General features: G+C 73.2%; 20 protein-coding genes. 8 read left to right on the top strand and 12 right to left on the bottom strand.

What is annotated here, in order from left to right; genetic code table 11:
* Positions 1-30 precede the first annotated feature (30 nt).
* Positions 31-864 (top strand): alpha/beta hydrolase, encoded by an 834-nt coding sequence (locus ACZ52J_RS00745; RefSeq protein ID WP_465614863.1) that lies wholly within the window; start codon positions 31-33, stop codon positions 862-864.
* Positions 865-956: 92 nt separating this feature from the next.
* On the opposite strand, the gene ACZ52J_RS00750 is transcribed toward ACZ52J_RS00745, so the two are convergent.
* Entirely contained in the window at positions 957-1,418 is a 462-nt protein-coding gene (locus ACZ52J_RS00750; protein ID WP_465614864.1) for a hypothetical protein, read from the bottom strand.
* Positions 1,419-1,507: 89 nt separating this feature from the next.
* A complete protein-coding gene (locus ACZ52J_RS00755) occupies positions 1,508-4,324 on the bottom strand; it encodes a helix-turn-helix transcriptional regulator (RefSeq protein WP_465615275.1) in 2,817 nt (938 codons plus the stop codon).
* Positions 4,325-4,708: 384 nt separating this feature from the next.
* Here ACZ52J_RS00755 and ACZ52J_RS00760 point away from each other — a divergent pair, with 384 nt between their 5' ends.
* A complete protein-coding gene (locus ACZ52J_RS00760; protein WP_465614865.1) occupies positions 4,709-5,170 on the top strand; it encodes an SsgA family sporulation/cell division regulator in 462 nt (153 codons plus the stop codon).
* Positions 5,171-5,244: 74 nt separating this feature from the next.
* Here ACZ52J_RS00760 and ACZ52J_RS00765 read toward each other — a convergent pair whose 3' ends face one another.
* The 7 genes from ACZ52J_RS00765 to ACZ52J_RS00795 all read right to left on the bottom strand — a co-directional run bounded on the left by ACZ52J_RS00765 (position 5,245) and on the right by ACZ52J_RS00795 (position 15,512).
* Positions 5,245-6,261 (bottom strand): NADP-dependent oxidoreductase, encoded by a 1,017-nt coding sequence (locus tag ACZ52J_RS00765; protein WP_465614866.1) that lies wholly within the window; start codon positions 6,259-6,261, stop codon positions 5,245-5,247.
* Between the two features lie 159 nt (positions 6,262-6,420).
* Positions 6,421-7,461 (bottom strand): LLM class flavin-dependent oxidoreductase, encoded by a 1,041-nt coding sequence (locus ACZ52J_RS00770; RefSeq protein ID WP_465614867.1) that lies wholly within the window; start codon positions 7,459-7,461, stop codon positions 6,421-6,423.
* Positions 7,462-7,690: 229 nt separating this feature from the next.
* Positions 7,691-8,080, bottom strand: a complete 390-nt coding sequence (locus ACZ52J_RS00775; RefSeq protein ID WP_360501842.1) for an SCO5389 family protein — start codon at positions 8,078-8,080, stop codon at positions 7,691-7,693.
* Positions 8,081-8,209: 129 nt separating this feature from the next.
* Positions 8,210-9,751, bottom strand: coding sequence for an MFS transporter (locus ACZ52J_RS00780; protein ID WP_360501844.1), 1,542 nt, complete (start codon positions 9,749-9,751; stop codon positions 8,210-8,212).
* 237 nt (positions 9,752-9,988) lie between these two features.
* Positions 9,989-13,357 carry a lantibiotic dehydratase gene (locus tag ACZ52J_RS00785; RefSeq protein WP_465614868.1) on the bottom strand — a complete coding sequence of 1,123 codons (3,369 nt, stop codon included), beginning with the start codon at positions 13,355-13,357 and terminating at the stop codon, positions 9,989-9,991.
* Positions 13,354-14,736, bottom strand: a complete 1,383-nt coding sequence (locus ACZ52J_RS00790) for a lanthionine synthetase C family protein (protein ID WP_465614869.1) — start codon at positions 14,734-14,736, stop codon at positions 13,354-13,356. Before ACZ52J_RS00790 ends, ACZ52J_RS00785 begins: the two co-directional genes overlap by 4 nt.
* On the bottom strand, positions 14,733-15,512 hold the full coding sequence (locus ACZ52J_RS00795) for a hypothetical protein (protein ID WP_465614870.1): 780 nt from the start codon (positions 15,510-15,512) through the stop codon (positions 14,733-14,735). The genes ACZ52J_RS00790 and ACZ52J_RS00795 overlap by 4 nt, the downstream gene beginning before the upstream one ends.
* A 665-nt stretch (positions 15,513-16,177) precedes the next feature.
* On the opposite strand from ACZ52J_RS00795, the gene ACZ52J_RS00800 reads away from it, so the two are divergent.
* Complete coding sequence (locus tag ACZ52J_RS00800) at positions 16,178-16,891, top strand: molybdopterin-dependent oxidoreductase (RefSeq protein ID WP_360501854.1); 714 nt, start codon at positions 16,178-16,180, stop codon at positions 16,889-16,891.
* Positions 16,875-17,489, top strand: coding sequence for a cytochrome b/b6 domain-containing protein (locus ACZ52J_RS00805; RefSeq protein ID WP_465614871.1), 615 nt, complete (start codon positions 16,875-16,877; stop codon positions 17,487-17,489). Before ACZ52J_RS00800 ends, ACZ52J_RS00805 begins: the two co-directional genes overlap by 17 nt.
* Positions 17,490-17,671: 182 nt before the next feature.
* Here the strand turns inward: ACZ52J_RS00805 and ACZ52J_RS00810 are convergent, their stop codons facing one another.
* The gene (locus ACZ52J_RS00810; RefSeq protein WP_465614872.1) at positions 17,672-18,073 is read right to left on the bottom strand and encodes a hypothetical protein; all 402 of its coding nucleotides are present in this window, start codon (positions 18,071-18,073) and stop codon (positions 17,672-17,674) included.
* 271 nt (positions 18,074-18,344) lie between these two features.
* Here ACZ52J_RS00810 and ACZ52J_RS00815 point away from each other — a divergent pair, with 271 nt between their 5' ends.
* The 4 genes from ACZ52J_RS00815 to ACZ52J_RS00830 all read left to right on the top strand — a co-directional run bounded on the left by ACZ52J_RS00815 (position 18,345) and on the right by ACZ52J_RS00830 (position 22,651).
* Entirely contained in the window at positions 18,345-19,622 is a 1,278-nt protein-coding gene (locus ACZ52J_RS00815) for an ABC transporter substrate-binding protein (RefSeq protein ID WP_465614873.1), read from the top strand.
* A gap of 98 nt (positions 19,623-19,720) precedes the next feature.
* A complete protein-coding gene (locus ACZ52J_RS00820) occupies positions 19,721-20,566 on the top strand; it encodes a carbohydrate ABC transporter permease (protein ID WP_360502014.1) in 846 nt (281 codons plus the stop codon).
* The gene (locus ACZ52J_RS00825; RefSeq protein ID WP_465614874.1) at positions 20,563-21,396 is read left to right on the top strand and encodes a carbohydrate ABC transporter permease; all 834 of its coding nucleotides are present in this window, start codon (positions 20,563-20,565) and stop codon (positions 21,394-21,396) included. The genes ACZ52J_RS00820 and ACZ52J_RS00825 overlap by 4 nt, the downstream gene beginning before the upstream one ends.
* 40 nt (positions 21,397-21,436) lie before the next feature.
* Complete coding sequence (locus tag ACZ52J_RS00830; RefSeq protein WP_465614875.1) at positions 21,437-22,651, top strand: ABC transporter ATP-binding protein; 1,215 nt, start codon at positions 21,437-21,439, stop codon at positions 22,649-22,651.
* A 20-nt stretch (positions 22,652-22,671) separates the two neighbouring features.
* Here ACZ52J_RS00830 and ACZ52J_RS00835 read toward each other — a convergent pair whose 3' ends face one another.
* Entirely contained in the window at positions 22,672-23,055 is a 384-nt protein-coding gene (locus ACZ52J_RS00835; RefSeq protein ID WP_465614876.1) for a cupin domain-containing protein, read from the bottom strand.
* Between the two features lie 163 nt (positions 23,056-23,218).
* Complete coding sequence (locus ACZ52J_RS00840; RefSeq protein WP_465614877.1) at positions 23,219-24,403, bottom strand: CopD family protein; 1,185 nt, start codon at positions 24,401-24,403, stop codon at positions 23,219-23,221.
* Positions 24,404-24,428: the final 25 nt, after the last annotated feature.

Genomic DNA, 24,428 nt, shown 5'->3' on the forward strand with positions numbered 1-24,428 from the left:
TGGGCGGTCATCACGCCAGGAGGCCCCGCAGTGCCCGGTACGCCCGTCGTCTTCGTCCATGGAGCGTGGTTCCATGCGCTGTGCTGGGAGGCGTGGGCCCAGCGCTTCACGGCCCGGGGCTTCACCGTCGTGGCCCCGGGCTGGCCGGGCGAGCTTCCCACGGCCGACGAGGCGCGGCGCCGTCCGGACCGGCTCCCGGACCTCGGGCTGGCGGCACTGACCGAGCACTTCACGGGTGTCGTCGGGTCGTTCGACAGTCCGCCCGTGCTCATCGGGCACTCGGTGGGCGGGCTGATCGTGCAGCGGCTCCTTGCCGCGGGTCTCGGGCGTGCGGCCGTGGCCATCGCCTCGGCGCCCATCAACGGCGTGCCGCTGCCCGGCCCCCTCGCCGCGCTCGGAATGCCGCCCTGCGCCGGGTCGGCCGAGCCCTCGACCGAGTCGCCGGCCGGCCGCCCGGAGGCACAACTGGCGCTCTCGGGAGGGCAGTTCCGGCAGCTCTTCGCGAACACCTCCGACGAACGGGAAGCCGCGGAACTCTACGAGCGGTACGCCGTCCCGGCCCCGCGCCGACTGATCACCGAGGTGGGCGCCGGCGGCCGGTCCGAGCTGACTGCCGTGGACGTCGGCCGCAGGGCCCGCGGGCCGCTGCTCCTGATCTCGGGCCAGGAGGACCTGCTCGTACCCGACGCGCTGACCCGCGCCGTCTACAAGCAGTACGGCGACTCCGCGGCGGTGACGGAGCTGAAGCAGTTCGCGGACCGCAGCCACACCCTGTTCGTGGACAGCGGCTGGCGCCCGGTCGCGGACCACGTCCTCGACTGGCTGGCCCGGCAGGACATCCGGGCGGACCGGCCGGGGAGTTGAGACCCCCTCCGGATGCCACGCACACGGATGCCACGCACACGTGAGCCACGCAGATGCGCTTCACACACACGTACCTCCCGCACGTGTGCCCCTCAGAGGAGGGTGTACACCACCGAGCGTTCCAGCTTCTGCCGCCCGATCCGCCCCTTGGCGACGAGCGTCTCAAGCGTGTTGCGCACCACCTGCGGGGTGGGCTCCCGGTCCGGGTGCGCGCGCATCAGCTCCGCCCGCAGCTCCTTCGCCGCGCAGGGCTCGGTGTGACCGCGCAGGAGGTCCAGCAGGAGTTCGGTGAGGAGTGGCTGCCGCGCCTTGCCGCGCGGCCGCGCCCCGGCGAGTACGGGTTCGCTCTGCGCCTGCTCGGGGAGGGGCGACGGCTCCGACAGTCCCTCGTACCGCTCGGCAAGGGTCAGGAGCTCCTCCAGGAGGGCCTCCTCCTGCTCCAGCCGCTTGATCTCCTCGGCCAACTCCCGTTGCCGGCGCCGGTTGTCCTCCAGGTCCGACGCGGCCTGCAGGACGTACCGCGATCGGCGGGTGGCGGCCGATTGGCTGGTCACAACGTTCACTCCCTCGTCGTAGCTGGTGCTGCGCATGGTACCCCCGGGAGGCGGACGGCAGCGGCCTGTCCGGGGCGCACGTGTGCGGCTCAGCCCGCGCCGGGGGCCGGGGCGTCGCCCAGCGCGTCGCGCAGGGCGGCCCGGGAGGTGATGCCGAGCTTGGGGAACACCCGGTACAGGTGTGAGCTGACGGTACGGGGTGACAGGTGCATCCGCTCGCCGATCTCCTTGTTGGTCAGGCCGGCGGCGGCGAGGTCGGCGATCCGGTGCTCCTGCCAGGTGAGGGTGGCCAGGTGGGCGGAGGAGGCCCGAGCGGGCAGGCCGGAGGCGCGCAGTTCGGCCCGGGCGCGCTCGGCCCAGGCGGGGGCGCCGAGCCGCTCGAAGGCCTCCGCGGCCCGGGCCAGCGGCTGCCGGGCCGCCGCCGGCCCCCGGGAGTGCCGGGTCCGCACGCCGTGGGCGAGCCGGATGCGGGCCAGCTCGAACGGGAAGCGGACGGCGTCCGGCAGCGTCTCCACCAGCCCGAAGAGCTCGGCCGCCGCTTTCTCGTCGTCGGTCGTCATCGCCAGCGCGCCGTACGTCACCAGCGCCAGCCGGGGCGAGATGTCGGGCAGTCCGGCGTCGCGCGCGGCCAGCGCGTGTCGGCGCGCCTGGTCCGCGCGCCCGGTGTGCAGCGCCGCCTCGACGAGGTCGAGCAGGGTGCGGGACGCCTGGTGCGCGTACGGCGTGAACGAGCCCGGGGTGGTGATGCCGATCGCGTACAGGTAGGCGGCCTCGTAGTCGCCCTCGCTCAGCGCGGCGGTCGTGCCGACGGAGTCCGCGATCTGGGTGAGGAACCCCACCCCGCGCGGTCGCGCCCAGGCGTCGACGGCGGCCTGCAGCTCGCGGGCCCGGTCCAGGCGGCCGCGCATGGCGGCCAGGAGCGCGAGGTAGGCGCGGCTGTGGTGGGCGAAGAGGTCGTGGTCGTGGTCCGTCGCCAGCTCCAGGCTGCGCAGCCCGCTCTGCTCCGCCTCGTCCCACTCGCCGACGGCCATCTGGTCGAGCATGATCAGGTGCAGCATCGTCATGCCGGCCGACATCGCGCCGGTCGTCACCTCGCGGTCGACGACGCGCTGCAAGTGCGGCCGGTACGGGCCGAGCGTGTCCAGGTGGTAGGCGGCGACGCCGAGGCGGGTGACGTCCCAGGGTTCGAGGTCCTGCCGGCCGGCGAACGCGGCCTCCAGGCGCTCCCGTGCCCCGGCGCCGTGCCGCACCACGTCGCTCCAGGCGTCGCGGTAGATCAGCGAGCGCGTCGGCACCAGGTCGCCCAGCCGGTCCAGGAACGCGCGGACCTCCTGCCACGCGGCGCCGTCGCTCGCGTACTGGCAGTTCGCCAGCAGCAGGTTGATCAGCCGGCTGACCGTCTCGCTGTCTTCCCGTGCGCTGTCTCGCCGCGCGCTGTCTCGCCGCAGTCCGTCGGCCCGCACGCCGTCGACCCGCGGGCTGTCCTCCCGCAGGCCGTCGGCCCGCAGGGCCTCGATCGTGGCGATGATCCGGCGTCGCGAGGAGCGCACCTCCCCGTCCTGGTACAGCGCCAGATAGGCGGCGGCGAGCACTGCGGCGGGCGATTCGCCGCGGCCCGGGACGATGTCCGCGTGGGCCAGCCGCTGCGCCCGGTCGAGCAGGCCGGCCTGCCCGGCGAGGTAGGCCGCGTCGCCCAGCCGCCGGGAGCGGTCGGCGTGGTTCTCGCTGAGCTCCGCGGCCCGGACCAGCCAGGCCATCGCGGCGACCGCGCCGCCGCGCCGGGTCGCGGACTCGGCGGCCGCCTCCAGTTCGGCGGCGATCCGCTCGTCGGGGTCCACCGTGGCGGCCGCCAGGTGGGTGGCCCGCCGCTCGATGTCGTCCCGGTGGAAGCGGGCGAGCGTGGCGTGCGCCGCGCGGCGTTCGTTGGGGGTCGCCAGCTGGACCACGGTCGAGCGCACCAGCGGGTGGCGGAAGACGAAGTCGCCGCTGACCGGGTCGATGTCCAGTAGCCCGCCGAACGCCGCCTCGTCCGCGTCGGCCATCCGGTACCGGGCGCCGCGGGTGTGGCCCACCGAGGGCCCGGCCTCCACCCCGTCCAGCGCGCCGCGCAGCAGTTCCGCGCGCACCTCCCCGCCCAGGGCCTCGATGCGGGTGCCGTAGACGTGCTGGAGGCGGCGCGGCAGCGGGACGCCCCGGTAGCCCCACGCCTCCTCGGCCCCGCGCGCGGGCCTGCGGCTCAGGTAGGGCGGCAGCTCCTGCAGGGCCAGCGGGTTGCCCTGTGCCTCCCGCAGGACGACCCGGCGCAACTGCGGGTCGAGGCCCGGGTGCTGCCGGTCCAGGAGCTGCCCGGCCGCCTCGTCCGACAGGGTCGGCACGAACAGTTCGGGCAGGGCCGCGGTGTCCAGCCGGGACGGGATGTCCGAGCGCAGCGCGACGAGGAGCTTCACCGAGCCGCCGCTGAGCCGGCGGCCCGCGAAACCGGCCACCTCGGCGCTGGCGGTGTCGAACCACTGCCCGTCGTCGAGGACCAGCAGCAGCGGCTTCTGCGAGGACGCCAGGGACAGCAGGTCGAGGACCGCGATGGCGAGGGTCATGACCGACGGCGGCTTCTCCTGACTCCGCCCGAACACGACGTCGAACACCCCGCGGTAGCCGCTGTCGAGGCGGCTGAGCTGGGGGAGCAGCGGGTGCAGCAACTGGTGCAGGCCGGCGAACGGCAGGTCCGACTCGGCCTCGACGCCGGTCGCCCGGATCACCCGGTGGCCCTTCGCGGCCGCGAGTTCGGTGGCGTGCTCGAGGAGCGCGCTCTTCCCGACCCCCGTCTCGCCCTTGAGGACGAGTGCCTGTCCCTGCGCGGACGTCACGAAGGAGGACAGTACGTCCCCCTCGTGCCGGCGGCCGACCATCGTCCGGACGGTCCTGGCCGGCTCGTTCACGGGCTCCCCCTACGACTACGGTCCACGGGAAGCCCAGCGCTGCCGTGTCCTTCCGCCATTTTCCCACGGGCGGAAAGGTGTTCCGATCAGGTTTTCGGCCGACGTCACCATCGGCTTCCCCCCACACATAGGTGTGACCTCGGGAGGGAGCGGCGCACACCAGTCATCTGACGGTTTGTTCCCCTCCGCCGCCCCGAACCGTACAGCCCCGCAGCGCCTCGCCCCGCCCCGCGCCGGACCGTCGAGCGGCCCGTGACGTACGGGAACCTTCGGTCAAGTGACGGATGCTCCGGACCGGCCGGTTGCAGAACAGTCGAGGGGACGACGGGGATCCACGAGAGGGGAAGACCGCCCATGAGCGGCGAAGGGTTCGGACACGGCGGCTGCCGGGAGGCGTCGAAGCACGTCCTCGCGCTCTCACTGGACGTCCTGCGGGTGCTGGGACGGGCCGAGCGGCAGCCCCTACGGGCGGACTTCCGCTTCGATCGGGACACACCGGTCCTCGTGTCCGTCACGCTCACCCCGCCCCGGGGACGGAGCGTCACCTGGCGGATCAGCCGTGAGCTGCTGTACCGGGGTCTCTCCGAACCGAGCGGCGAGGGCGACGTCCGGATCTGGCCGGTGCCCGGCGAACGGGGAGAACTGGCCTGGCTACGGCTGGCGTCGAGGGAGACGAGCGCCGTCCTGGAACTGCCCGTCGCCGCGCTGGCGCAGTGGTTCGAGGCGACCTACCGGCTGGTGTCGGCGGAGCAGACGCGGGAGGCCGCCGAACTGGACTGGGAGGCCTTCGTCACGCAGCTGCGCACCGAGCCGTGACCGAGGGCCGTGACCGACGCCGGCGGCCACGGCCGAGGGAGAGTCCGACGAGGGGTCTTCCCGGGTGGGGCGGATCAGGCCAGGCGGAGCACCAGCTTGCCGGTGTTCTCACCGCGGAACAGCATCCGGAAGGTCTCCGGGAAGTCGTCCACGGTGCCCTCCACCACCTGCTCCTTCACCGTGATCCGGCCGTCGCCGATCCAGCCCGCGATCTCGGCGGTCGCCTCCGCGTACCGGCGGGCGTAGTCGAACACCACGAAGCCCTCCATCCGCGCCCGCCGCACCAGCAGCGACAGGTAGTTGGACGGGCCCTCGACGGCGCTCTCGTTGTTGTACTGGCTGATCGCCCCGCAGATCACCACCCGGGCGTGCATGGCGAGGCGGGTCAGCGCGGCGTCCAGGATCGGCCCGCCGACGTTGTCGAAGTAGACGTCGATGCCGTCCGGGGCGTGGGTGCGCAGCGCCTTGCGGACGTCCTCGGCGCGGTAGTCGATCGCCGCGTCGAAGCCCAGCTCCTCGGTGAGCAGCGCGCACTTCTCGGGACCGCCCGCGATTCCGATCACCCGGCAGCCCTTCACCTTGGCGATCTGCCCGACGATGCTGCCGACCGCCCCGGCGGCGCCGGAGACCAGCACGGTCTCGCCCTCCTTGAGCGCCCCGACGTCCAGCAGCCCGAAGTACGCCGTCATACCGGGCATCCCGAGGGCGCCGAGGTAGGTGGACAGCGGTGCGAGTGCGGGATCCACCGTCATCGCGCCCTTGCCGTCGGACACCGCGTACTCCTGGACCCCGAAGGCGCCGACCACGTGGTCCCCGACCCGGAACTTCGGGTGGTTCGACGCGACGACCTCGACCACCGAGCCCGCCCGCATCACCTCGCCCAACCCGACCGGCGGCAGGTACGACGGCCGGTCGTCCAACCACCCGCGCATCGCCGGATCCAGTGACACGTACCGCGTCCGCCCCAGGAACTCCCCGTCCCCGGGCACCCCGACCGCCTCACTCCCGTGCGTCCAGTCCTCCGCCCGCACCTCCCCGACCGGCCGCCGGGCAAGGCGGATCTGGCGGTTGTCTCCGGTGTCTCCGGTCATGACGTCTCCTGGGGTGTGCACGCGGCTCTGGAACCCGACGCGCCCGATTCTAAGCAAGCGCTTATTCATCTGACCAGAGCCGATGACCCACGGAGACCCGTAGGAACGCCCGGAGGTCGAGTCCGCCCGACCTACCGGCTGTCGGAGATCTTCGGCCGGTCAGCCTTCCCCGGGCGCCGGGGCGGGGCGCCAGCCGAGGGCCGGTCCGAGCCGGGTCGCGAGGTCGGTGAGGATCTGCACGTAGTCCCGGTGCTCGAAGGTGAACGGCAGCGCGAAGGCGACCTCGTCGACCTCCCGGTACCCGGCGTGGGCGTGCAGCCGCTCGACGAGCTCCGCGGTCGTGCCGACCAGGTCGGGGGCGAACAGGAGCCGGGCCGGCCCCTGTGGGGCGTGCGTGCGCGGGGTGCGGGCGAGGGCGTACGCCTCGTACTTGGCGCGCTGTTCGGGCGTGGCGCTGTCGGTGGGGATGACCACCAGACTCTGGGAGACCCGGGCCCGCTCGCCGTCGGGGTGGCGTTCGCGGAAGGCGTGGATCTGCTCGGCCTGGATCGCGGCGAAGTCGAGCGGCCGGTCGTCCGGCTCGGTCTTCATCACGCTGCTGGTGAGCAGGTTGAGCCCTTGTCCGCCGGCCCAGCGGGCGGAGCGCAGGCTGCCGGCGCCGTACCAGAGGCGGGAAACGAGGCCGGGGGAGTGCGGCTGGACCCGGCGGGAGTACACCTCGACGCCTTCGGTGCCGGCGAAATCGGAGGCGTCCTCGCCGCGGATCAGGGCGAGGAGGCGTTCGGCACGGCGGGGGCTGAAGTCCTCGTGCTCGCCGGTGTCGGGGTAGAGCGCGTCGCGTACGTGCTTGTAGTGGGTGGGCGGGCCGACGCTGAAGCCGGGGTTGAGCCGGCCACCGGACAGGATGTCCACGGTGGCGAGGTCCTCGGCGAGCCGGAGCGGGTTCTCCCAGCCGAGCGGGGTGACGGCGGTGCCGAGCTGGATGCGGCTGGTGCGCTGGGTGGCGGCGGCGAGGACGGCGACGGGGGAGGAGATCCCGTACTGGAGGTGGCGGTGGCGCAGCCAGGCGCTGTCGAAGCCGAGCTGCTCGGCGAGGGTGATGAGGTCCAGGGTGGACTCGTGGCCCCGGCGCGGGTCCGCCTCGTCGAAGAGCCCGATGGTCAGGAAGCCGAGTCTGCGCAGCGGGCGGGGGTCCGGCATGGTGGGCGGCTCCGCTGGGTGTGAGGCGGCCCGGGGGAGGGCCGGACGGTCCGTGTCCTCCGAACGTAGCGCCCGCCCCTCGGCCCGACAAGATCGGCAATGCGATCCGGACACCCGGCTGAAACGAGGCGCAACCGGGCGCAGCGGGACGCAGCCGGGCGCCATGCGGCGTCACGCGACGTCACGCGCGGAGGGCCCCGCCCGGGCGGGGCCCTCCGTACGGCGGTCGTCAGCAGCTGCGCAGCTCCGGGCTCTGGTTGCGGATCTGGTTGTGCAGCGAGGTGAACTCGCGGTACGCCTCGCTGTCCTCGGAGCCGGGCCGGAAGGCGCCGACGCGGTGGCAGTTGACGAAGGCGAGCTTCACTCCGAAGTGGTCCTCCAGGCTGCCCCGGATGGCGTTGCTGGCGAGCGCGCGCAGCAGCTGGGCCCGCTGCTCGTCGCTGGGCGTGGTGTTGTCGGTGGTGAACTCCTCGTCACCGTCCGCGAGTTCGGTGCTGAGCCCGGCGACGACCTGGTAGGCGTAGGGGAGCGAGGCCCGGACGGTGGCCAGGAAGTCGGCCTCGTCGACGCGGCCCTCCCGGGCCTGGTCGAGGAGGGCGGGGGAGACGTCGAGCGACATGGGTGTCCTCTTTCGGGGGGTGCCGGGGGTGCCGGGGGTACGTGGGCATCGGTGGGCAAACACCTGCCCGCGATGGTTATCGAAGATGAAAACCATTGCGGTTAAGATTTCGGTATCCCCGACGCCCTGTCAAGTGCCGCCCCCCGAAGGGCTGACATCCGCCTCCGGCAGCCGGCGGACCTTGATGACGAGCGAGGCGATCACTACGGCGAGCGCCGCGAAGACGAGGCCCAGCTGGAAGGCGCTCGCGATGCCGTGCACCAGCACCTGTGAGGAGTACGGCTCGGGCAGCTGTCCGGTCGCCTTGAAGCGGAGGGCCTCCTGCGGGGTGGCCTGCTGGAGGAACTTCCCGACCTGCTGACGGGCCTCGTTGCGGCTGGCGGTGCCGTACACCGTGACCAGGATCGACAGGCCCAGCGAACCGCCCACCTGCTGGGTGGTGTTGAGCATGCCGGTGGCGGCACCGGTCTCGTGCGGGGCGACCCGGGAGACGGCGGTGAGCATCACCGGGACGAAGATCGAGCCCATGCCGAAGCCGAACAGCAGGGTCGGCCCGAGGATGCCGCCGACGTAGCTGGTGTTGATGTCGATCCGGGTGGCCCAGGTGACTCCGGCCAGCACCAGAACCGAGCCGGTGACCAGGAACGGCTTCGGGCCCCACCGCAGTTGGTTGCGGGCGGCGAACTGGGCGGCGGCGATGATGGCCACGCTGATCGGCAGGAACGCGAAGCCGGCCCGCAGCGGGCTGAAACCGAGGATCTCCTGCACGAACAGGGTGATGAAGAAGAAGATGCTGAACATCGCCGCGGCCACGCAGAGCATCAGCCCGTACGCGCCGGAGCGGTTGCGGTCACGGAACAGGTGCAGCGGGGTGATCGGCTGTGTCACGCGCCGCTCGTTGAGCACGAAGGCCGCCAGCAGGGCGACGGCGAGGCTGAACGCGGTCAGCGTCACGGTGTCCGTCCAGCCGTGCTCGGCGGCGCGGATGAAGCCGTACACCAGCGAGACCATGCCCGCGGTGGAGGTGAAAGCGCCGGTGAGGTCGAACCGTCCGGGGTGGCGTTCGGACTCGTTGATGTAGAGCGGCGCCAGGAGCGCGATCGCGATGCCGATCGGCACGTTGACGAAGAACACCCACCGCCAGGACAGCCAGGACGTCAGCATGCCGCCGAGCAGCAGCCCGATCGCGCCGCCCGCGCCCGCGACGGCGGAGAACACGCCGAAGGCCCGGTTGCGGTCCGGGCCCTCCTTGAAGTTGGTGGCGATCAGTGCCAGCGCGGTCGGCGAGGCGATCGCGCCGCCCAGCCCCTGCAGGGCCCGCGCGGCCAGCAGCCAGGCGGAGGACTGCGCGACCCCGCCGAGCAGCGAGGCCAGGCTGAACACCAGCACGCCGACGACGAACACCCGCCGCCGGCCGAGGATGTCGCCCGCCCGGCCGCCGAGCAGCAGCAGCCCGCCGAAGGTCAGGGTGTAGGCGTTGATGACCCAGGACAGGTCGGTGGTGTTGAACTTCAGCGCCTGCTGGATGTGCGGCAGCGCGATGTTCACGATCGTGATGTCCAGGACGACCATCAGCTGGGTGGCCGCGATGACGGTGAGGGCTATCCCTGGATGCTGGCCCCGACGTGCGGTCGCGGGCGGAGCCGTGGCCAGGGCACGCGAGGTGGCCATGGCAGGTTCCCCAATGGCTCGGGAGCGAACGAGTGGGAGGGGGACGGATTCGTTCACCAACCTCGACAGTATCCCCAGGAGATAGGGAACACAACCGTTCATTACGGACAAGCGGTGATTTCCGGACAACCGTCGATCGGGGGTGTGAACCCCGTCCCGGCCATGGCGGGTCATCGGGCAAGACCTCTTGCCGGCCCGGAGCTCGCAACACGAGACTGTTCGCCCTCGACGAGTCGGTCAGGCCGGCTGGTCGCGGTGGGCAGCTTCGCTCTCCACGCTCAGGCCCTTGCGCGTGCGCTGGAGCATCTGGACCAGCAGCCCCTCCGACGGGCGTCGCTCGGCCAGCAGCCGGTTGCAGTGGAGGTGGACGTAGCTGCCGAGCAGCCGGTCGCGGTCCGTGGCGAGCCGCCCGGCAGCCTCCAGTCCGGACAGCCGGTCGACGGCCTCGGCGAGCGCGCTGCGGCGCTGTGCCAGGATCGTCTGCACCGCACCGCCCAGCAGGGCCGGGCCCTGCGGTGTGCCGAGCAGGGTGCGCAGGCGCCGCTGGCGCACGCGGTAGTCCTCGCCGGCCTGGCGGCGGGCGGAGTCGTAGAACTGCCGGGCCTGGTCGGTGTACCAGTGCAGGCGCTCCTCGGCGTCGAGGCCGAGCCCGGCTAGCAGGTCGTCGGTGCTGACGGCGGCGAGCTCGGTGAGGTCGCCGCCGTCCGGGGCGTCCGGGGAGTCCGAGCCGTCCGGGCTGTCCACGGCGGACGGGCCGTCCGCGAGGGGCGGGGTGTGTGCCGGCCCGGTCTCGGCGAGCAGCCTCATCACGGCCCGGCTGTCGGCGCAGAAGATCTCCTCGCTGACGTCGGTCCCCTCCGAACCGCCGTACCGCTCGAGTTCACGGTCGTAGGTGTCGATGACCAGCCGGGAGACCAGGCCCTCATCGGTGAGCCGGGCGGCGAGCCGGGCGATCTCCGGGAGCAGGTGCCGGGTCAGGGCCTCCTGGTCGCCCTTCCAGCGCAGGCGCAGGTGCGGGTCCGGGTCCGCGTACCGGATGAAGAACCACTGCTGCGCGAGCCCGGAGACCTCGGCCATCTCGCACAGGTGCCTGAGGGGGCCGGCCAGGAGGCCGTTCTCCTGGTCGTGGTCGCAGTAGAGCTTGGCGAACAGCCAGTCGCTTCCCGGCAGGCGGAGCCGGTCCCGGATCGGGACGGGGCGGTCGTCGCCGCGCGCGACCGTCGGCGCGGGCGCGGGCGCGGTCTGCGGTACGGCCTGAGGTACCGCCTGTGGTCCGGGTGTCGTCCGCGTCGCCGTCCCCGGGGCCACCCGCCTGTCCGCCTGCCCGTCCGCCCGTGCTGCCGCCTGTGGGCGAAGGACGAGTGGTGCCACGAGCTCGCTCATGAAGACGCCGTCCGCACCGGGCACCCACGCGTCGGCGGTGTCGGGCAGTGCCTCCTGGAGCACGAGCAGCCCGGCCCGGCTGCTGCGGGCCTCGGCGCGCAGCTGTTCGACCTGGGCGGGGTCGTCGAGGTCGAGCAGCAGCCGGTTGTCGGCCACGGTCAGGTAGAGGCGCGCCGGGACCGACCACTGCGTGCGCCAGGCGGCCACGTGGGCGGCGAAGGCCTCGGCGCCGGCCGGCCGGCCCTCGCCGCCGTCGGGGGCCGGGCGCAGCAGCCAGCGGGCGGGGGCCAGCACGATCCGGCCGTACTGCACTCTGGGCAGGAACGGGAAGCCGGCCGCCGGGCCCCAGTCGAAGGCCGCGAACTCGGGTGAGCCGTCCCGGGCGACCTCGTCGAGGAAGCGGCAGACAGCGGGCGCCTGATGGGTGTTGAGCATGTGGCGCGCGGTCGGGCGCAGCACGGCGTCGAGCCGCCGAGACCGGAGCCGGTAGCGGTCGTGGCGGATGCCGACCAGGATGTCGTCGAGCGGCACGACCCGCTCGGCGGGCACCCCGGCGGGGACGTCGAGGACGATCTCGTGCTCGTGGACGGCGGGGCGCACGACGACGTTCGCCATCCGGTGGTTCGCGGGGAGGTAGACGACCTCGGCGGGCAGGGCGGCGTCGGCGCGGGCCCGGCTCTCGGCTTCGCCCAGGGCGCGCAGTGCCGCCGGGCCCTGCGGCGCGAGGAGGTCGGCGAACCGTCCGAGCGAGCGGCCGGCGCTGCTGGCGCCCAGGTTGGGTCCGACGACCAGGAGGAAGTCCCCGCGGTCCACGGCCTCGGGGGAGGCGGCGGCGACGAAGGCGGACAGCTCCAGGGAGAGCGGCGCGGGTACGGGTTCGGTCGACGGGTCCCGGGTCTGGAGGTCGGCCAGCAGGGCGTCGGTCAGTTCGACGACGCGCTGCCCGTCCCGCAGGGCGCCGAGGGCGAGGTCGGTGAGTGCGTTCGCGCGCCGGGCGGCCACCTCGGGCGGCAGCGCCTGCCGGGCGCCGTGCGCGTGTGCGAGCGGCCCGATCCCGGTGTGCTCGTCCAGCAGCTCCAGCAGGGGCACCTCCCGGTCGTGGCCGTAGCGCTGGGTGAACGCGCCCCGGTGGGCCGACAGTTCGGCGCAGCCCAGCGGCTGCGGCGACAGGCGCAGGAGCAGCTCGGCCGCCTGGGCGCAGGCCTCGCCGACGTGGGCGGTGAGCCGGTCGCCGGCCACGGGCCGGGCCATGTCGGTCTGGAACGCCGGTCCGTCGGCCGGGTGGACGGCCTTCGCACGCTCGGCGATGCCGCGGGCCCGCTTCGGTGCCTCGTCCGCCGGGGCCCTGTCGAGATCGGCCATCTCGGCGAGCAGGTCGGCGAGTCGGCCGGCTGTGCGGGCGCAGGCGGGCCGGTCGGCGAGGCGGCCGCGCAGCTCGTCGGCCGGTTCGGCGGTGGTGAGGGCGGCGCGCAGGTCGGTGACCAGGAGGCGCTGGCGCCACAGGTCGGTGAGCAGCCGGTCGACCTGCTCGGGACTGCCGCCCGTGTGGTCCAACAGGTGGCGGCGCAGCGCCGCGTACGGGACGGGGCGGCGGGCGGCGCGCAGTGCCTCGCGTACGGCGGTGGTGAGGCGGACCGAGCCGGTGCTCTGCGCGGGTCCGCCGTCGGCCAGGGCGAGCCGGCCGTGGCGCTCGACGGCGTGGGCGCCGACCGCCCACCGGCTGTCGGCGCGGGCGGCGGGGTCGTCGTCCAGGGTGAGGCACAGGTCGGTCAGCCAGCCCATGTCCGGGCGGGTGCGGATGCGGTCGGCGTCGTTGCGCACGGACAGTGTGGTGCGCTCGCCCCAGCCCGCGAGGGACACGGCGGCGAACGCGCCGTACGGGGTGGGCCGGGTGCTCATCCGGATCAGGTAGCGGGCCAGCTTCAGCTCGGCTCGGGCGGCGTCGCGCGGGCTCGCCCCGGGGCGCTGCAGTGCTTCGAGCAGGTCGGGGCTGGCGATGGCCAGGGCCCGGCGGATGCGCGGGTCGGCGAGGGCGTCGCGGGGGTTCGCGGTGGTGGCGGCGCCCGGTCCGCGGGCAGGCAGCAGGGGGGTGCGGACGATCAGCCAGGGGGCCGGTTCGTAGAGGGGGGCGCGGCTGCGGGGGTGCGGCGGGGCCGCGTCGGCGGCGGCGCCGGTGTTCACGGACGGTGCCGGGGCCGGGTCGGGGCTCGGGGCCGGCGTCATGACAGCGCCACGGCGCGGTCCCACACCGGCTCCTGGTCCGTCGCGGTCGCGAGCAGGACGAGGGCGACCCCGGCCGCCCCGTCGAGGAAGCCGGGCTGGTCGACGAGATTGCCCGCCGGCTCCACCGTCGCGATCCCCATCGGCCGTGCCGGGTCGACGTGCGCCAGGATCTGTTCGGTCAGAGCGACGGCGGCCTCGGTGAACACGGGCAGCCCGGTGTCGTCGGCGAAGCGGAGCGTCACCTGGAGGAGCCCGGCGACGCCGTGGCAGAAGGTCGGGGAGTCGATGCCGCGCTCGGGGACGGGCCGACGGTAGACGGCCTCCATCGCCTGCACCGCCGCGCCGCACAGGCCGTCGTCGCCGAGCGCGCTGCCCGCCAGCCACAGCGCCCTGGCGATCCCCGGGCTGCCGTAGCACCACGCACTGCGGGTGGCGTGGTGCGCGCGGCCCTCGCGCAGGCCGGGCCCGCCGTCGACCAGCGGGACGACGGCGGGCCAGTTCGGCCCGGCCGCGTCGTCCACCCGGTGGGCCGACAGCCACCGGGCCGGCTCGCGGACGGCCGGTTCGAGGCCCTCGACCACGGCCCCGCTGCGGACGGCCAGGGCCAGCACCGCCAGCGGGCCCGGGATGCCGTGCGCCAGACCGCAGTTGAGGTTGCCGAACGGATAGGAGCGGGCCTGCTCCTCGTCATGGAGCAGCGCCACCGGGGTGTACCAGGCGGGCGGGTGCCCATCGGAGCGGGCGAGGCCCACGAGAGCGCGCAGCACCTGCGGGAGCGCCGGATGCGCGGGCCGGTCCGCACCGGCGGGCAGCAGGTGGGTGGCGATGCCGCTGAGGCCCGAGATGAGGTCGAAGGCCGACACCGGCACGCCGCTGCTCCCGCGCATGGCCGCCGCCGCGGACAGGCTCACCGCCGCGATCCGGCCGTCGAGGACCTGGCGCAGGCGCCGGTAGCCGCGACCGCCGCCCAGTACCGCCGCGCAGAACGCGACACCGCTCAGCCCCCCGAACACGCTCGGCGGGGCGCTGCCGCGCCGCTCCAGCGCGGCCACAGAACGCGCGAGGTGCGCGTGCCCGGTGCGGTCCCAGCCCTCGGCGGGGAAGCAGCGGTGCAGCTGGGCGCAGAGCAGGGCCTGGCCGGTGTCGCCCTGCGCCAGCGACACGGGGTCCCAGTGCACCGATCCGGGGAACGACGTCTGCCGGGCGGCGAGTTCGATCGCCGCCCGCACGCGCGGGGGGTCGGTGGCCCGGTCGGCGATCAGCCGGGCGGCTTCGAGCGCACGTGCCCCGGCCGCCGGCCCCAGCCGGGGTGTCCAGCCGTCGCGGCCCTGCGCCGCCGGCGCGGGCGGTGTGGGCGAGGCCGTGCCGAATGCCGTCACATCCGGCATTGCGGGTTCGGTCCGCAGGTGAACACGTGCGGGTTGCAGGTGTCGCGGGTTTCGCACAGGTGGCACGTGGCCTGGCCACAGGTGGCGCAGGTCCCTCTGCCGCAGGTGATGCAAGTGAACCCGCCGCAGGTCACGCAGGTGGCTCCGCCGCAGGTGACGCAGGTGTTGTCCTCACCGCACGTGGCGCAGGTGTTCTCACCACAGGTGGCGCAGGTCTGGCAGGTCTGGCAGGTCCTGCGGAGGGTGGCGCATACCGTGTCGTCGGTGCACTGGCACGTGTGCGGCTTGCAGCCGGTGTTGAATTCCGTCGGGCAGTCGAAGTCGGTGCCGCAGGCGAAGTCGGTGTGACAGGGGGCCCCGGTCTCCGGTCCGAGGGGCTGCATGCCCGTCGGGCGTGGCTGCCCCAGGCGGAGGTCGAGGTCGAACTCGTCCACGGGAGCGGCCGATTCCACGCGGGTGAAGTGCACGGTCGCGTCGCGACGCAGGGTGACCTTCGTCGCGTCGAGTCCGACGAACGGCGGCTGGTCGCTCGCGACGGTCTCCACCGAGAGCACGTCCGCGGAGGCGAACTCGGCGTAGTAGTCGAGCTGTTTGTTGAAGTACAGGCGCCGGAATCCGGTGCGGTCGCTGTCGCCCAGCAGGCCACTGAGGGTCAGCGTCTTGGCCGGCCGCTCGGATGGGTCGGAGAGGTTCCTTGCCACGAAGTCGTCCTGTGGGCGGTCGCCGATGCCGCTGGGCCCACCGGGTTCGGAGTTCTTGTCGGCCATGTCAACCTCGGGTGCTACTGATGAGGTTCCGCGCTTCCACGGCGGCGCCGGTTGCACAGGGTGCGGGTTCCCGTGGTGTACGGTCCGGGCCAGCCGGACGGCGGCGTCACCGGCGGGAGGCCGCGGCCGCGTCAGACCGTCGGCCTGTCAGTGGTCCTGCCGCATGCCGGAGCTTGCGAGGAGACGGGCCCGGGACGAGAAACCGCACTGTCCGTGTTGACTCTGCGTCACGCTCGGTCCTGTCTCCTCCTTCCATTGTGGGCCCGCTTGCCCGTACCCGCACGGCCCGTGGGCGGGGTGACGACGGACTCCGGAGCCGTTGCCGAGGAGGTGCGCCGAGGCGGCCTTGCCCTGTGATCCGATGGATACCGGGGAATCTGATACCGGCCCCCGCCGTCTGCCTCGTACCGGCGCTGCGTCGCTGCGGCGGTGCGGACCTGCGGGAGGCGAAACCGGAAAGCGCGGTGGCGAGCGATCTCACGATCCGGCCGGTCGGCTCGGAAGCGCAGACAGCCGAGCCCGCGCCGAGCGCCGCCCTCGGCCACGGCGCGGTGGTGCCGGCGCTGGTCGCGGCCGGCGCGCGGTGCGGTGCCGGAGATGACGAAATTCTGACGGAACGCCCCGGTCGCTGGCCGTGGCCCGCCCTGAGCTGGTCGAATCGGGGCGTGACGAGAGAAGTGGAACATCCCAAGGGCAGTCCGGTGGGCCGGCGGGTCGTGCTGGGCCTGCTCGGGCTCGGCGCGGCCGGCGTGGCGGTCGGCCCGTACCTGCAGCGTGCCGAGTCGGCGTTGGCCGAGCGGGATCCGAGTGGGCTCAGCGGGCTGTTGCCGGGCAACAACGGCTTCCGCTACTACTCGGTGGTGACCTCCGTCCCCGGGCGGGACGCCGCGAACTACGCGCTCACGGTGGACGGACTGGTGGAGCGCCCCACCACCCACCGGCTGGCCGATCTGCAGGCGATGCCGCAGCGGCGGCTGGTCAAGGACGTCCAGTGCGTCACCGGCTGGCGGGTGCCGAACACCCCGTTCGAGGGCGTGCCGCTGGCCCACCTCCTGGACGCCGCGGGGGTGAAGGACGGGGCGAAGGCCGTGCGCTTCAACTGCTTCGACGGCGAGTACACCGAGAGCCTGACCCTGGAGCAGGCGCGCCGGGACGACGTGCTGGTGGCGCTGCGCATGCAGGACAATCCGATCTCGCACGACCACGGCGGGCCCGTGCGGCTGTACGTCGCGCCGATGTACTTCTACAAGTCCGCGAAGTGGCTGTCGGGGATCACCGTCACCGGCTCGGTGGAGCCGGGTTACTGGGAGCAGAACGGTTATGACGTCGACGCCTGGGTCGGCCGGTCGAACGGGCGGGACGATGCGCCGACGAGTTGAGCCGATCCTCCGCTTCACCCCGACCGAGCGCTGGGTGCACCGTACGACCGCCGCGCTGATGGGCGTCTGCCTGGCCACGGCCGCCTTCCTCTACCTGGCGCCGCTCGCCACGCTGGTCGGCAACCGGCCGCTGGTCGTCACCGTGCACGTGTGGTGCGGCCTGGCCCTGCCGGTGCCGCTGCTGCTCGGGCTGGCGTCCCGTGCGCTGCGGGCGGACGTCGCCCGGCTCAGCCGGTTCGTGCCGGCGGACTGGGCGTGGCTGCGGGCCGTCCGGCGGCGCTCCTGGGACCGGCCGGCGGGCAAGTTCAACGCCGGGCAGAAGCTGTACGCGCAGTGGACGCTCGGGTCGATGCTGGTGATCGTCGGCACCGGGTTGCTGATGTGGCTCACCCACCTCGCCCCGCCGTCCTGGCGGACCGGCGCGACCTTCGTCCACGACTGGCTGGCCGCTGCCATCGCGATCGTGGTCGCCGGGCACGTCCGGATGGCCTGGCGGGATCCTGAGGCCCGGCGCGGGATGCGGACCGGGCTGGTGGAGCGGGGCTGGGCCGAGCGCGAGCACCCGCACTGGCAGGCCGCGGACGCGGAGCCGGAGTAGGCCGGGGGAGCCGTCGTTGCGCGCCGAGCGCCCGCCGATCGACCGCCCGGAACCGGCGGCGGGATGACGTGTCGTCAACGCCAGGCAGCGGGTCCGTGGGCGGCCGGCGTGGAACGCCATCAGGGGGTGGACGGCGTGCCGTCGCCCCGGAAGGCGGCTTCCGGGGCGACGGCACGGGGGCGTCAGCCCGTGATCGGCTTCAGTGCGGCGGTCATCGTCGCCGCCATCACGGAGGTGCCGTTGTAGGAGCCGACGGTGGCGTCGTCGAGGGCGTTGACGATGTCGTCCCCGGCGACCTGGTTGCGGTCGCCGACGATCACGGTCCCGTAGTTGCCCCCGGCGGCCTGGGCGGCGTCCATGGCGGCTCCGGCCACCCCGGCCGCGCCGCTCGCGCCGTTGTGGGAGCCGACGGTGGCGTCGTGGCCGGCGTTGATGATGTCGTAGCCGGCGACCTGGTTGTCGTCGCCGACGATGACCGTCCCGTGGTTGCCGCCGGAGACGACCTCGGCGCTCGCGGCGGTCGGCACGGCGGCGAGACCGGCGGCGGCGAGGAGGATCAGCGTCCGGGTGATGCAACGATTCATGGGGGATTTCTCCGCTTCTGTCTGTAGATGTCCATGTGCGGGCGAAGGTGACAGTAGGCGCCGCCCCTCGGGGCGGCGGCGATGATCCGCCGCCCGTGGCGTGTCGGACGGGGTCGCCGGGGCCGGTCGAGGCCACCGTCCGAGCCGACACTTCGGCGCCGGGCCCTGACGGGTTGACCCGCCCGGGTGGTCGGCGGCGCGGCACGCCGGGGACCGGGGGCAGCGGCGGGCTAGGGTCGGCGGGGCCGGTCCGCCCCACCACGGGAGAACGATGCCGAGGGTCCCCAGTCTCCGCTCACGGTGGGCGCGTGCCGCCGCCGGACTGGCCGTCGTCGCGTCCGCCCTGACGGGCTGCGGGAGCGGCGGGCAGGGCGGCCCGGTCGCGCTGAACTGGTACAACTTCCCGGACGACTCGGGTGCCCTCCAGCAGGCCGCCGACCGCTGCGGGCAGCAGTCCGGCGGGCGCTACACGATCCACTACAACAAACTGCCCCGCGGCGCGGACGGCCAACGCCAGCAGCTGGTGCGCCGGATGGCGGCGCACGACGCCGACGTGGACATCCTGGGCCTCGACGTCACCTGGCCCGCCGAGTTCGCCGAAGCCGGCTGGATCCGCGAGTGGACCGGGGCGATGCGCGAGCGGGCCACCGCCGACACGCTCGACGCGGCGGTGCGCACCGCGACCTGGCGAGGCCGGCTGTACGCCGTGCCGTACAACTCCAACACCCAACTGCTCTGGTATCGCGACGACTTGGTGGACACCCCGCCCAGGACATGGGCGGAGATGCTCGCCAAGGCCGAAGAGCTGGCCCGCGCGGGCAAACCGCACTACGTGGAGATCCAGGGCGCCCAGTACGAGGGACTGACGGTCTGGTTCAACACCCTCGTCACCAGCGCGGGCGGCTCGATCCTCACCCCCGACGCGCAGGCACCCGCGCTCGGGGCCCCCGCCGTCACCGCCGCCACGGTGATGCACGACCTGGCGACCTCCGCGGCCGCCGACCCCTCGCTGCCCAACCAGATGGAGGACCAGAACCGGCTCGCCATGGAGTCCGGCACGGCCGCCTTCGAAATCAACTACCCCTTCGTCTACCCCTCCATGAAGGCCAACCAGCCCAAGCTGTTCCCGCACTTCCGCTGGGCCCCGTACCCCGCCGTCACCCCCGACCGCCCCGCCAGCGTCACCATCGGCGGGATCGACCTCGCGGTGGGCGCCTACAGCCGGCACGCCGACCTCGCCTTCGAGGCCACCCTGTGCCTGCGCGACCGGGACAACCAGCTCACCAACGCCCTGAAGGGCGGCCTCCCGCCGTCCCTGCGCAGCCTCTACCAGGCGGCGGAACTCACCCAGAGCTACCCCTTCGCCGCCGACGTGCTCACCGCCCTCGACTCCGCGAGCGTCCGGCCGCAGACCCCGGCCTACCAGAACGTCTCCATCGCCATCTCGCACACCCTCTCCCCGCCCGCCGACATCCACCCGGACAAGGACGTGGCCGACCTCCGCGGGCAGATCCAGGACGCCCTCGGCTCGAAGGGGCTGATTCCGTGACACCACCCACCGGAGCCCGCGACGCGGCCGCCCCCGCCCCGGCCGTCCACACCCCGGCCGGGCGCTCCCGCGGCGCCCGCCAGGAACGCAGGCTCGGCCTGCTGCTCTGCGCGCCCGCGGTCATCGTGATGCTCGCCGTCACCGCCTACCCCATCGGCTACGCCCTCTACCTCTCGCTCCAGCGCTACGACCTGCGCTTCCCCGAACAGGCGCACTGGGTGGGGCTCGCCAACTACGGCGCCGTGCTGACCTCGAACTTCTGGTGGCAGGCGCTCGGCGTCACCGTGCTGATCACCGCGGTGTCGGTCGCCGTCGAACTGGTCCTCGGACTGGCACTCGCCCTGGTGATGCACCGCGCCGTCTTCGGACGCGGCACCGTCCGCACCGCGGTCCTGGTGCCGTACGGGATCGTCACCGTCGTCGCCGCCTACTCCTGGCAGTACGCCTGGACACCCGGCACCGGCTACCTGGCCGCCCTGCTGCCCGAGGGCAGCGCCCCGCTGACCGAACAGTGGCCCGCCATCGGCCTGATCATCCTCGCCGAGGTGTGGAAGACCACCCCGTTCATGGCCCTGCTCCTGCTCGCGGGCCTCGCCCTGGTGCCCGACGAGACCGTCCGGGCGGCCATGGTGGACGGCGCGACCTTCGGACAACGGCTGCGCCTGGTCATCCTGCCGCTGATGAAACCGGCCATCCTGGTCGCCCTGCTCTTCCGCACCCTGGACGCCTTCCGGATCTTCGACAACATCTACGTCCTCACCGGCGGCTCCAACGGCACCGGATCGGTCTCGATCCTCGGCTACGACAACCTCTTCACCGCGCTCAACCTCGGCATCGGCTCGGCGATCTCCGTCCTCATCTTCGGCTGCGTCGCGCTCATCGCCCTGGTCTTCGTCAAACTGTTCGGCGCGGCCACGCCGGGCGCCGAACCGGAGCACCGATGAGCACCCGCCACACCCGCGCGCTGACCGGCTGGGGCATCGCCAACCTGGTCGTCGTCCTCTACGCGCTCTTCCCGGTCTGGTGGATCGTCGCCCTCTCCTTCAAGGACCCCAGCACCCTCTCCGACGGCGACTTCGTGCCGCGCACCTGGACCTGGACCAACTACCGCGGCATCTTCCAGACCTCGGAGTTCACCCGGGCCCTGGTGAACTCGATCGGGATCGCGGTGATCGCCACCACCATCGCCGTCGTCCTCGGCACCATGGCGGCCTACGCGGTGGCTCGGCTGCGCTTCCCCGGCAAGCGGCTGCTGATCGGGGTGTCCCTGCTGATCGCGATGTTCCCGCCGATCTCGCTGGTCTCACCGCTGTTCAACATCGAACGGGTGCTCGGCCTCTTCGACACCTGGGCCGGACTGATCATCCCCTACATGACCTTCTCGCTGCCGCTGGCGATCTACACACTGTCGGCGTTCTTCCGGGAGATCCCCTGGGACCTGGAGAAAGCCGCCAAGGTCGACGGCGCCACACCCTGGCAGGCGTTCCGGCTGGTCATCGCCCCGCTGGCGGCACCCGGCGTGTTCACCACCGGCATCCTCGTCTTCATCTTCTGCTGGAACGACTTCCTGTTCGCCATCTCGCTGACCTCCACCACCTCGGCCCGGACCGTACCAGCCGCCATCGCCTTCTTCACCGGGAGCTCCCAGTTCGAGCAGCCGACCGGCTCGATCGCGGCCGCCGCCGTGATCATCACGATCCCGATCGTGGTCTTCGTGCTGCTGTTCCAACGCCGCATCGTCGCCGGGCTCACCGCCGGCGCAGTCAAAGGTTGAGACCGCCCCACCCGGCGGACCAGGAACAGGAAGGCGAACCGTGGCCGAGATCGTCCTCGACGGCATCACCAAGCGCTACCCCGACGGCGCCCTCGCCGTCCACGACGTCAACCTCACCATCGCCGACGGCGAATTCGTCATCCTGGTGGGCCCGTCCGGCTGCGGCAAATCCACCACGCTCAACATGATCGCCGGCCTGGAGGACATCACCGAAGGCACCCTGCGCATCGCCGGACAGGTCGTCAACGATCGCGCGCCCAAGGACCGCGACATCGCGATGGTCTTCCAGAGCTACGCGCTCTACCCGCACATGAGCGTGCGCGACAACATGGGCTTCGCGCTGCGCCTCGCCAAGGTCGACAAGGCGACCATCGGCGCCAAGGTCGAAGAGGCCGCCCGCATCCTCGACCTCACCCAGCACCTCGACCGCAAGCCCGCCAACCTCTCCGGCGGACAGCGCCAGCGAGTCGCCATGGGACGGGCGATCGTCCGCGACCCCAAGGTCTTCCTGATGGACGAGCCGCTGTCCAACCTCGACGCCAAACTCCGGGTCCAGATGCGCACCCAGATCGCCGCGCTCCAGCGCCGCCTGGGCACCACCACCGTCTACGTCACCCACGACCAGGTGGAGGCCATGACGCTCGGCGACCGGGTCGTCGTCATGCGCGCCGGCGTCGTCCAGCAGGTCGGCTCGCCGCAACACCTGTACGACGAGCCGGTCAACCTCTTCGTCGCCGGGTTCATCGGCTCGCCCGGCATGAACTTCCTCGGCGCCGCGCTGGAGGAGAACGCGCTGCGCACCTCACTCGGCGCGCTGCCGCTGGACGACCGCACCCGGCGCGCCCTCGAGCACGCGGACGCCCCGCGCGAACTGATCGTCGGCATCCGCCCCGAGGACTTCGAGGACGCCTCCCTGACCGAGCACACCGGGGTCGGGTACGCCGGGGTCGGGCACACCGGCGGGGTCACCTGCACCGTCGCCGTCGAGGTCAGGGAGTCCGTGGGCTCGGACGTCTACGTCCACTTCGCCGAGGAGGGCGGGCCGGCGCCGACGGACGAACTCGCCGAACTCGCCGCGGACTCGGGCCGGGCCGACACCGGCATGCAGGAGCACCGCGTCGTCGCACGGCTGAACACCGCCACCCGCGCCACCGAGGGCAGCCCGCTGGAACTGTGGGTCGACACCGCGCGGATCCACGTCTTCGACCCCCGAAGCGGGGCCAACCTGACCCACCCGGAACGCCTGCCGGACTAGCGCGGGGGCGGGGGCAGGGGCTACGGCGTGCCGCCCTGTTGGCGGCTCATCCAGTCCTCGATGGCCTCTTCGGTCCGGGCGAGCTTGTCGGTCGGGCTGAACTGCAGCAGTTCGGTGCCGGCGTCGACGTACGGCCGGTGGCCCGGCGGCTGGTAGAAGGCGTCGCCGGCCTCGTACACCTCCTCCTGGTCGCCGAAGACGTAGCGCATGCGGCCGGCGATGACGTAGCCCCAGTGCGGGCACTGGCACGACCCGTCGGGCAGCGCCTGCAGCGGCCCGTCGAGGTCGGCGTCGGCGGCGAAGGAGACGAATTCGACGGTGTAGCCGTCCATCTCCGCCCGGCGGTCGGTCACCGGTCCGAACTCCTGGACCTGTGGCGCGGATTGCTTGGAAACCTTCGGCATTGCTACGGCTCCTCTCGGTGACGCCCCCCGAGACTTCCCGTCGTGTCGAGTCGACCACCCCGGACGGCCGGGCGCATCCGGAGGCGGACGCCCCAGCGCGCGCTGCCGGTCCGGAGGACACCCGGGTCGGCGACGCGCGCGGGGGTGGTGAGGGCCGGTGGTGTCAGAGGGTCGCCGCCGGGGTGGCAGACGGGCGACGGGCCATCGCCTCGGAGGCCTTGGCCGTGGCGTACAAGGAGATGGCCAGGGCGACGACCAGGGCGGCGCCGGCGGCGAAGACACTGCCGGAGGAGACGGCCTTGGCGCTGCCGGCCTCGGTGCGGGCGGACCCGGCGAGGAACGGCACGACCACCAGGACCGCGACCCCGAGGGCGACCTCACCCCAGACGACCAGGGGGAAGTGGCGCAGCGTGAGGTGGCGCAGGGAGGCGGTGTCGTCGGCGCGGCGGGCCCGGGCGATGCGCGGCATCAGCCAGAACTGGTTGACGGCACCGGCGGCGACCAGGCCGAGGACGAGGACAACCTTGACGAGCAGGGCGAGGCCGTAGCCGGTGGTCCACAGCTGGGAGACCGAGCCGACGTGCTTCCAGCTGAGCCACAGGCCGGAGACGAGGACGGCGCCGACGCAGACCATGGCGACGAGGCCGAAGCGGCGCCACAGGTCGGCCCACAGCAGGCCGGCGCCGTCGCCGAGGCGGCCGCGGGTGCCGGCGAGGGCGACGAGCAGGGCGAGGCCGCCGAGCCAGACGGTGCCGGAGACGATGTGGACCTGGTCGAGGGCCAGGTCGAGCCAGCGGTCGAGGTCGGCGGGCGAGGTGGTCGGGACGGCGGCGACCAGGGTGACGGCGAGCGCGGCCGGCAGGACGGCGAAGGCGATGCGGTCGGTGTGCCGGCGGGCGGCCGGGACGAACAGGGCGATCAGCGCGGCGGCCGTGGCCAGGAGGACGAGGTTCTGGACCAGGTAGACGGTGCCCTGGGCGACCCAGGCGTCCTTGGCGGCGGGGGCCTGGAGGAAGTCCCGGATCCGGCCGGGAGCCAGGGCGTCGCCGAAGGGCGTGCCCTTGCCGGAGCGGGCGACGCGGGCGGCGAGCTGGAAGTAGCCGGCGACCAGCAGCACCACGCCCGCCCCGGCGAGGCAGGCCGCCGATCGGGACCTCAGGACCGCGGCGTCGTCGCTGTTCCCGCTGCGCTCAGCCGTCCTGAGGGCGGGGCGGACGGTGGTGGCGTACGTGACGGTGGTGCCGATGGCTCCGCTGAGGCCGATGAAGTAGCCGGTCTTGGTGAGGACCCGCCAGAGCTGGGGCGTGGCGTATCCGGCCGTGTTCGCGGCCGACAGCAGACTGTTCATGAGGGAAGGCTAACCTTTCTAAGGA

The sequence above is a fragment of the Kitasatospora sp. NPDC034035 genome (assembly GCF_055575755.1).

Coding starts and splice junctions, on each gene's coding strand:
- ACZ52J_RS00780 (WP_360501844.1), bottom strand. CDS start 9,751: ATGGCCACCTCGCGTGCCCTGGCCACGGCTCCGCCCGCGACCGCACGT.
- ACZ52J_RS00835 (WP_465614876.1), bottom strand. CDS start 23,055: ATGCCGAAGGTTTCCAAGCAATCCGCGCCACAGGTCCAGGAGTTCGGA.
- ACZ52J_RS00805 (WP_465614871.1), top strand. CDS start 16,875: ATGCGCCGACGAGTTGAGCCGATCCTCCGCTTCACCCCGACCGAGCGC.
- ACZ52J_RS00755 (WP_465615275.1), bottom strand. CDS start 4,324: ATGGTCGGCCGCCGGCACGAGGGGGACGTACTGTCCTCCTTCGTGACG.
- ACZ52J_RS00810 (WP_465614872.1), bottom strand. CDS start 18,073: ATGAATCGTTGCATCACCCGGACGCTGATCCTCCTCGCCGCCGCCGGT.
- ACZ52J_RS00765 (WP_465614866.1), bottom strand. CDS start 6,261: ATGACCGGAGACACCGGAGACAACCGCCAGATCCGCCTTGCCCGGCGG.
- ACZ52J_RS00815 (WP_465614873.1), top strand. CDS start 18,345: ATGCCGAGGGTCCCCAGTCTCCGCTCACGGTGGGCGCGTGCCGCCGCC.
- ACZ52J_RS00770 (WP_465614867.1), bottom strand. CDS start 7,461: ATGCCGGACCCCCGCCCGCTGCGCAGACTCGGCTTCCTGACCATCGGG.
- ACZ52J_RS00840 (WP_465614877.1), bottom strand. CDS start 24,403: ATGAACAGTCTGCTGTCGGCCGCGAACACGGCCGGATACGCCACGCCC.
- ACZ52J_RS00775 (WP_360501842.1), bottom strand. CDS start 8,080: ATGTCGCTCGACGTCTCCCCCGCCCTCCTCGACCAGGCCCGGGAGGGC.
- ACZ52J_RS00795 (WP_465614870.1), bottom strand. CDS start 15,512: ATGGCCGACAAGAACTCCGAACCCGGTGGGCCCAGCGGCATCGGCGAC.
- ACZ52J_RS00825 (WP_465614874.1), top strand. CDS start 20,563: ATGAGCACCCGCCACACCCGCGCGCTGACCGGCTGGGGCATCGCCAAC.
- ACZ52J_RS00785 (WP_465614868.1), bottom strand. CDS start 13,357: ATGACGCCGGCCCCGAGCCCCGACCCGGCCCCGGCACCGTCCGTGAAC.
- ACZ52J_RS00760 (WP_465614865.1), top strand. CDS start 4,709: ATGAGCGGCGAAGGGTTCGGACACGGCGGCTGCCGGGAGGCGTCGAAG.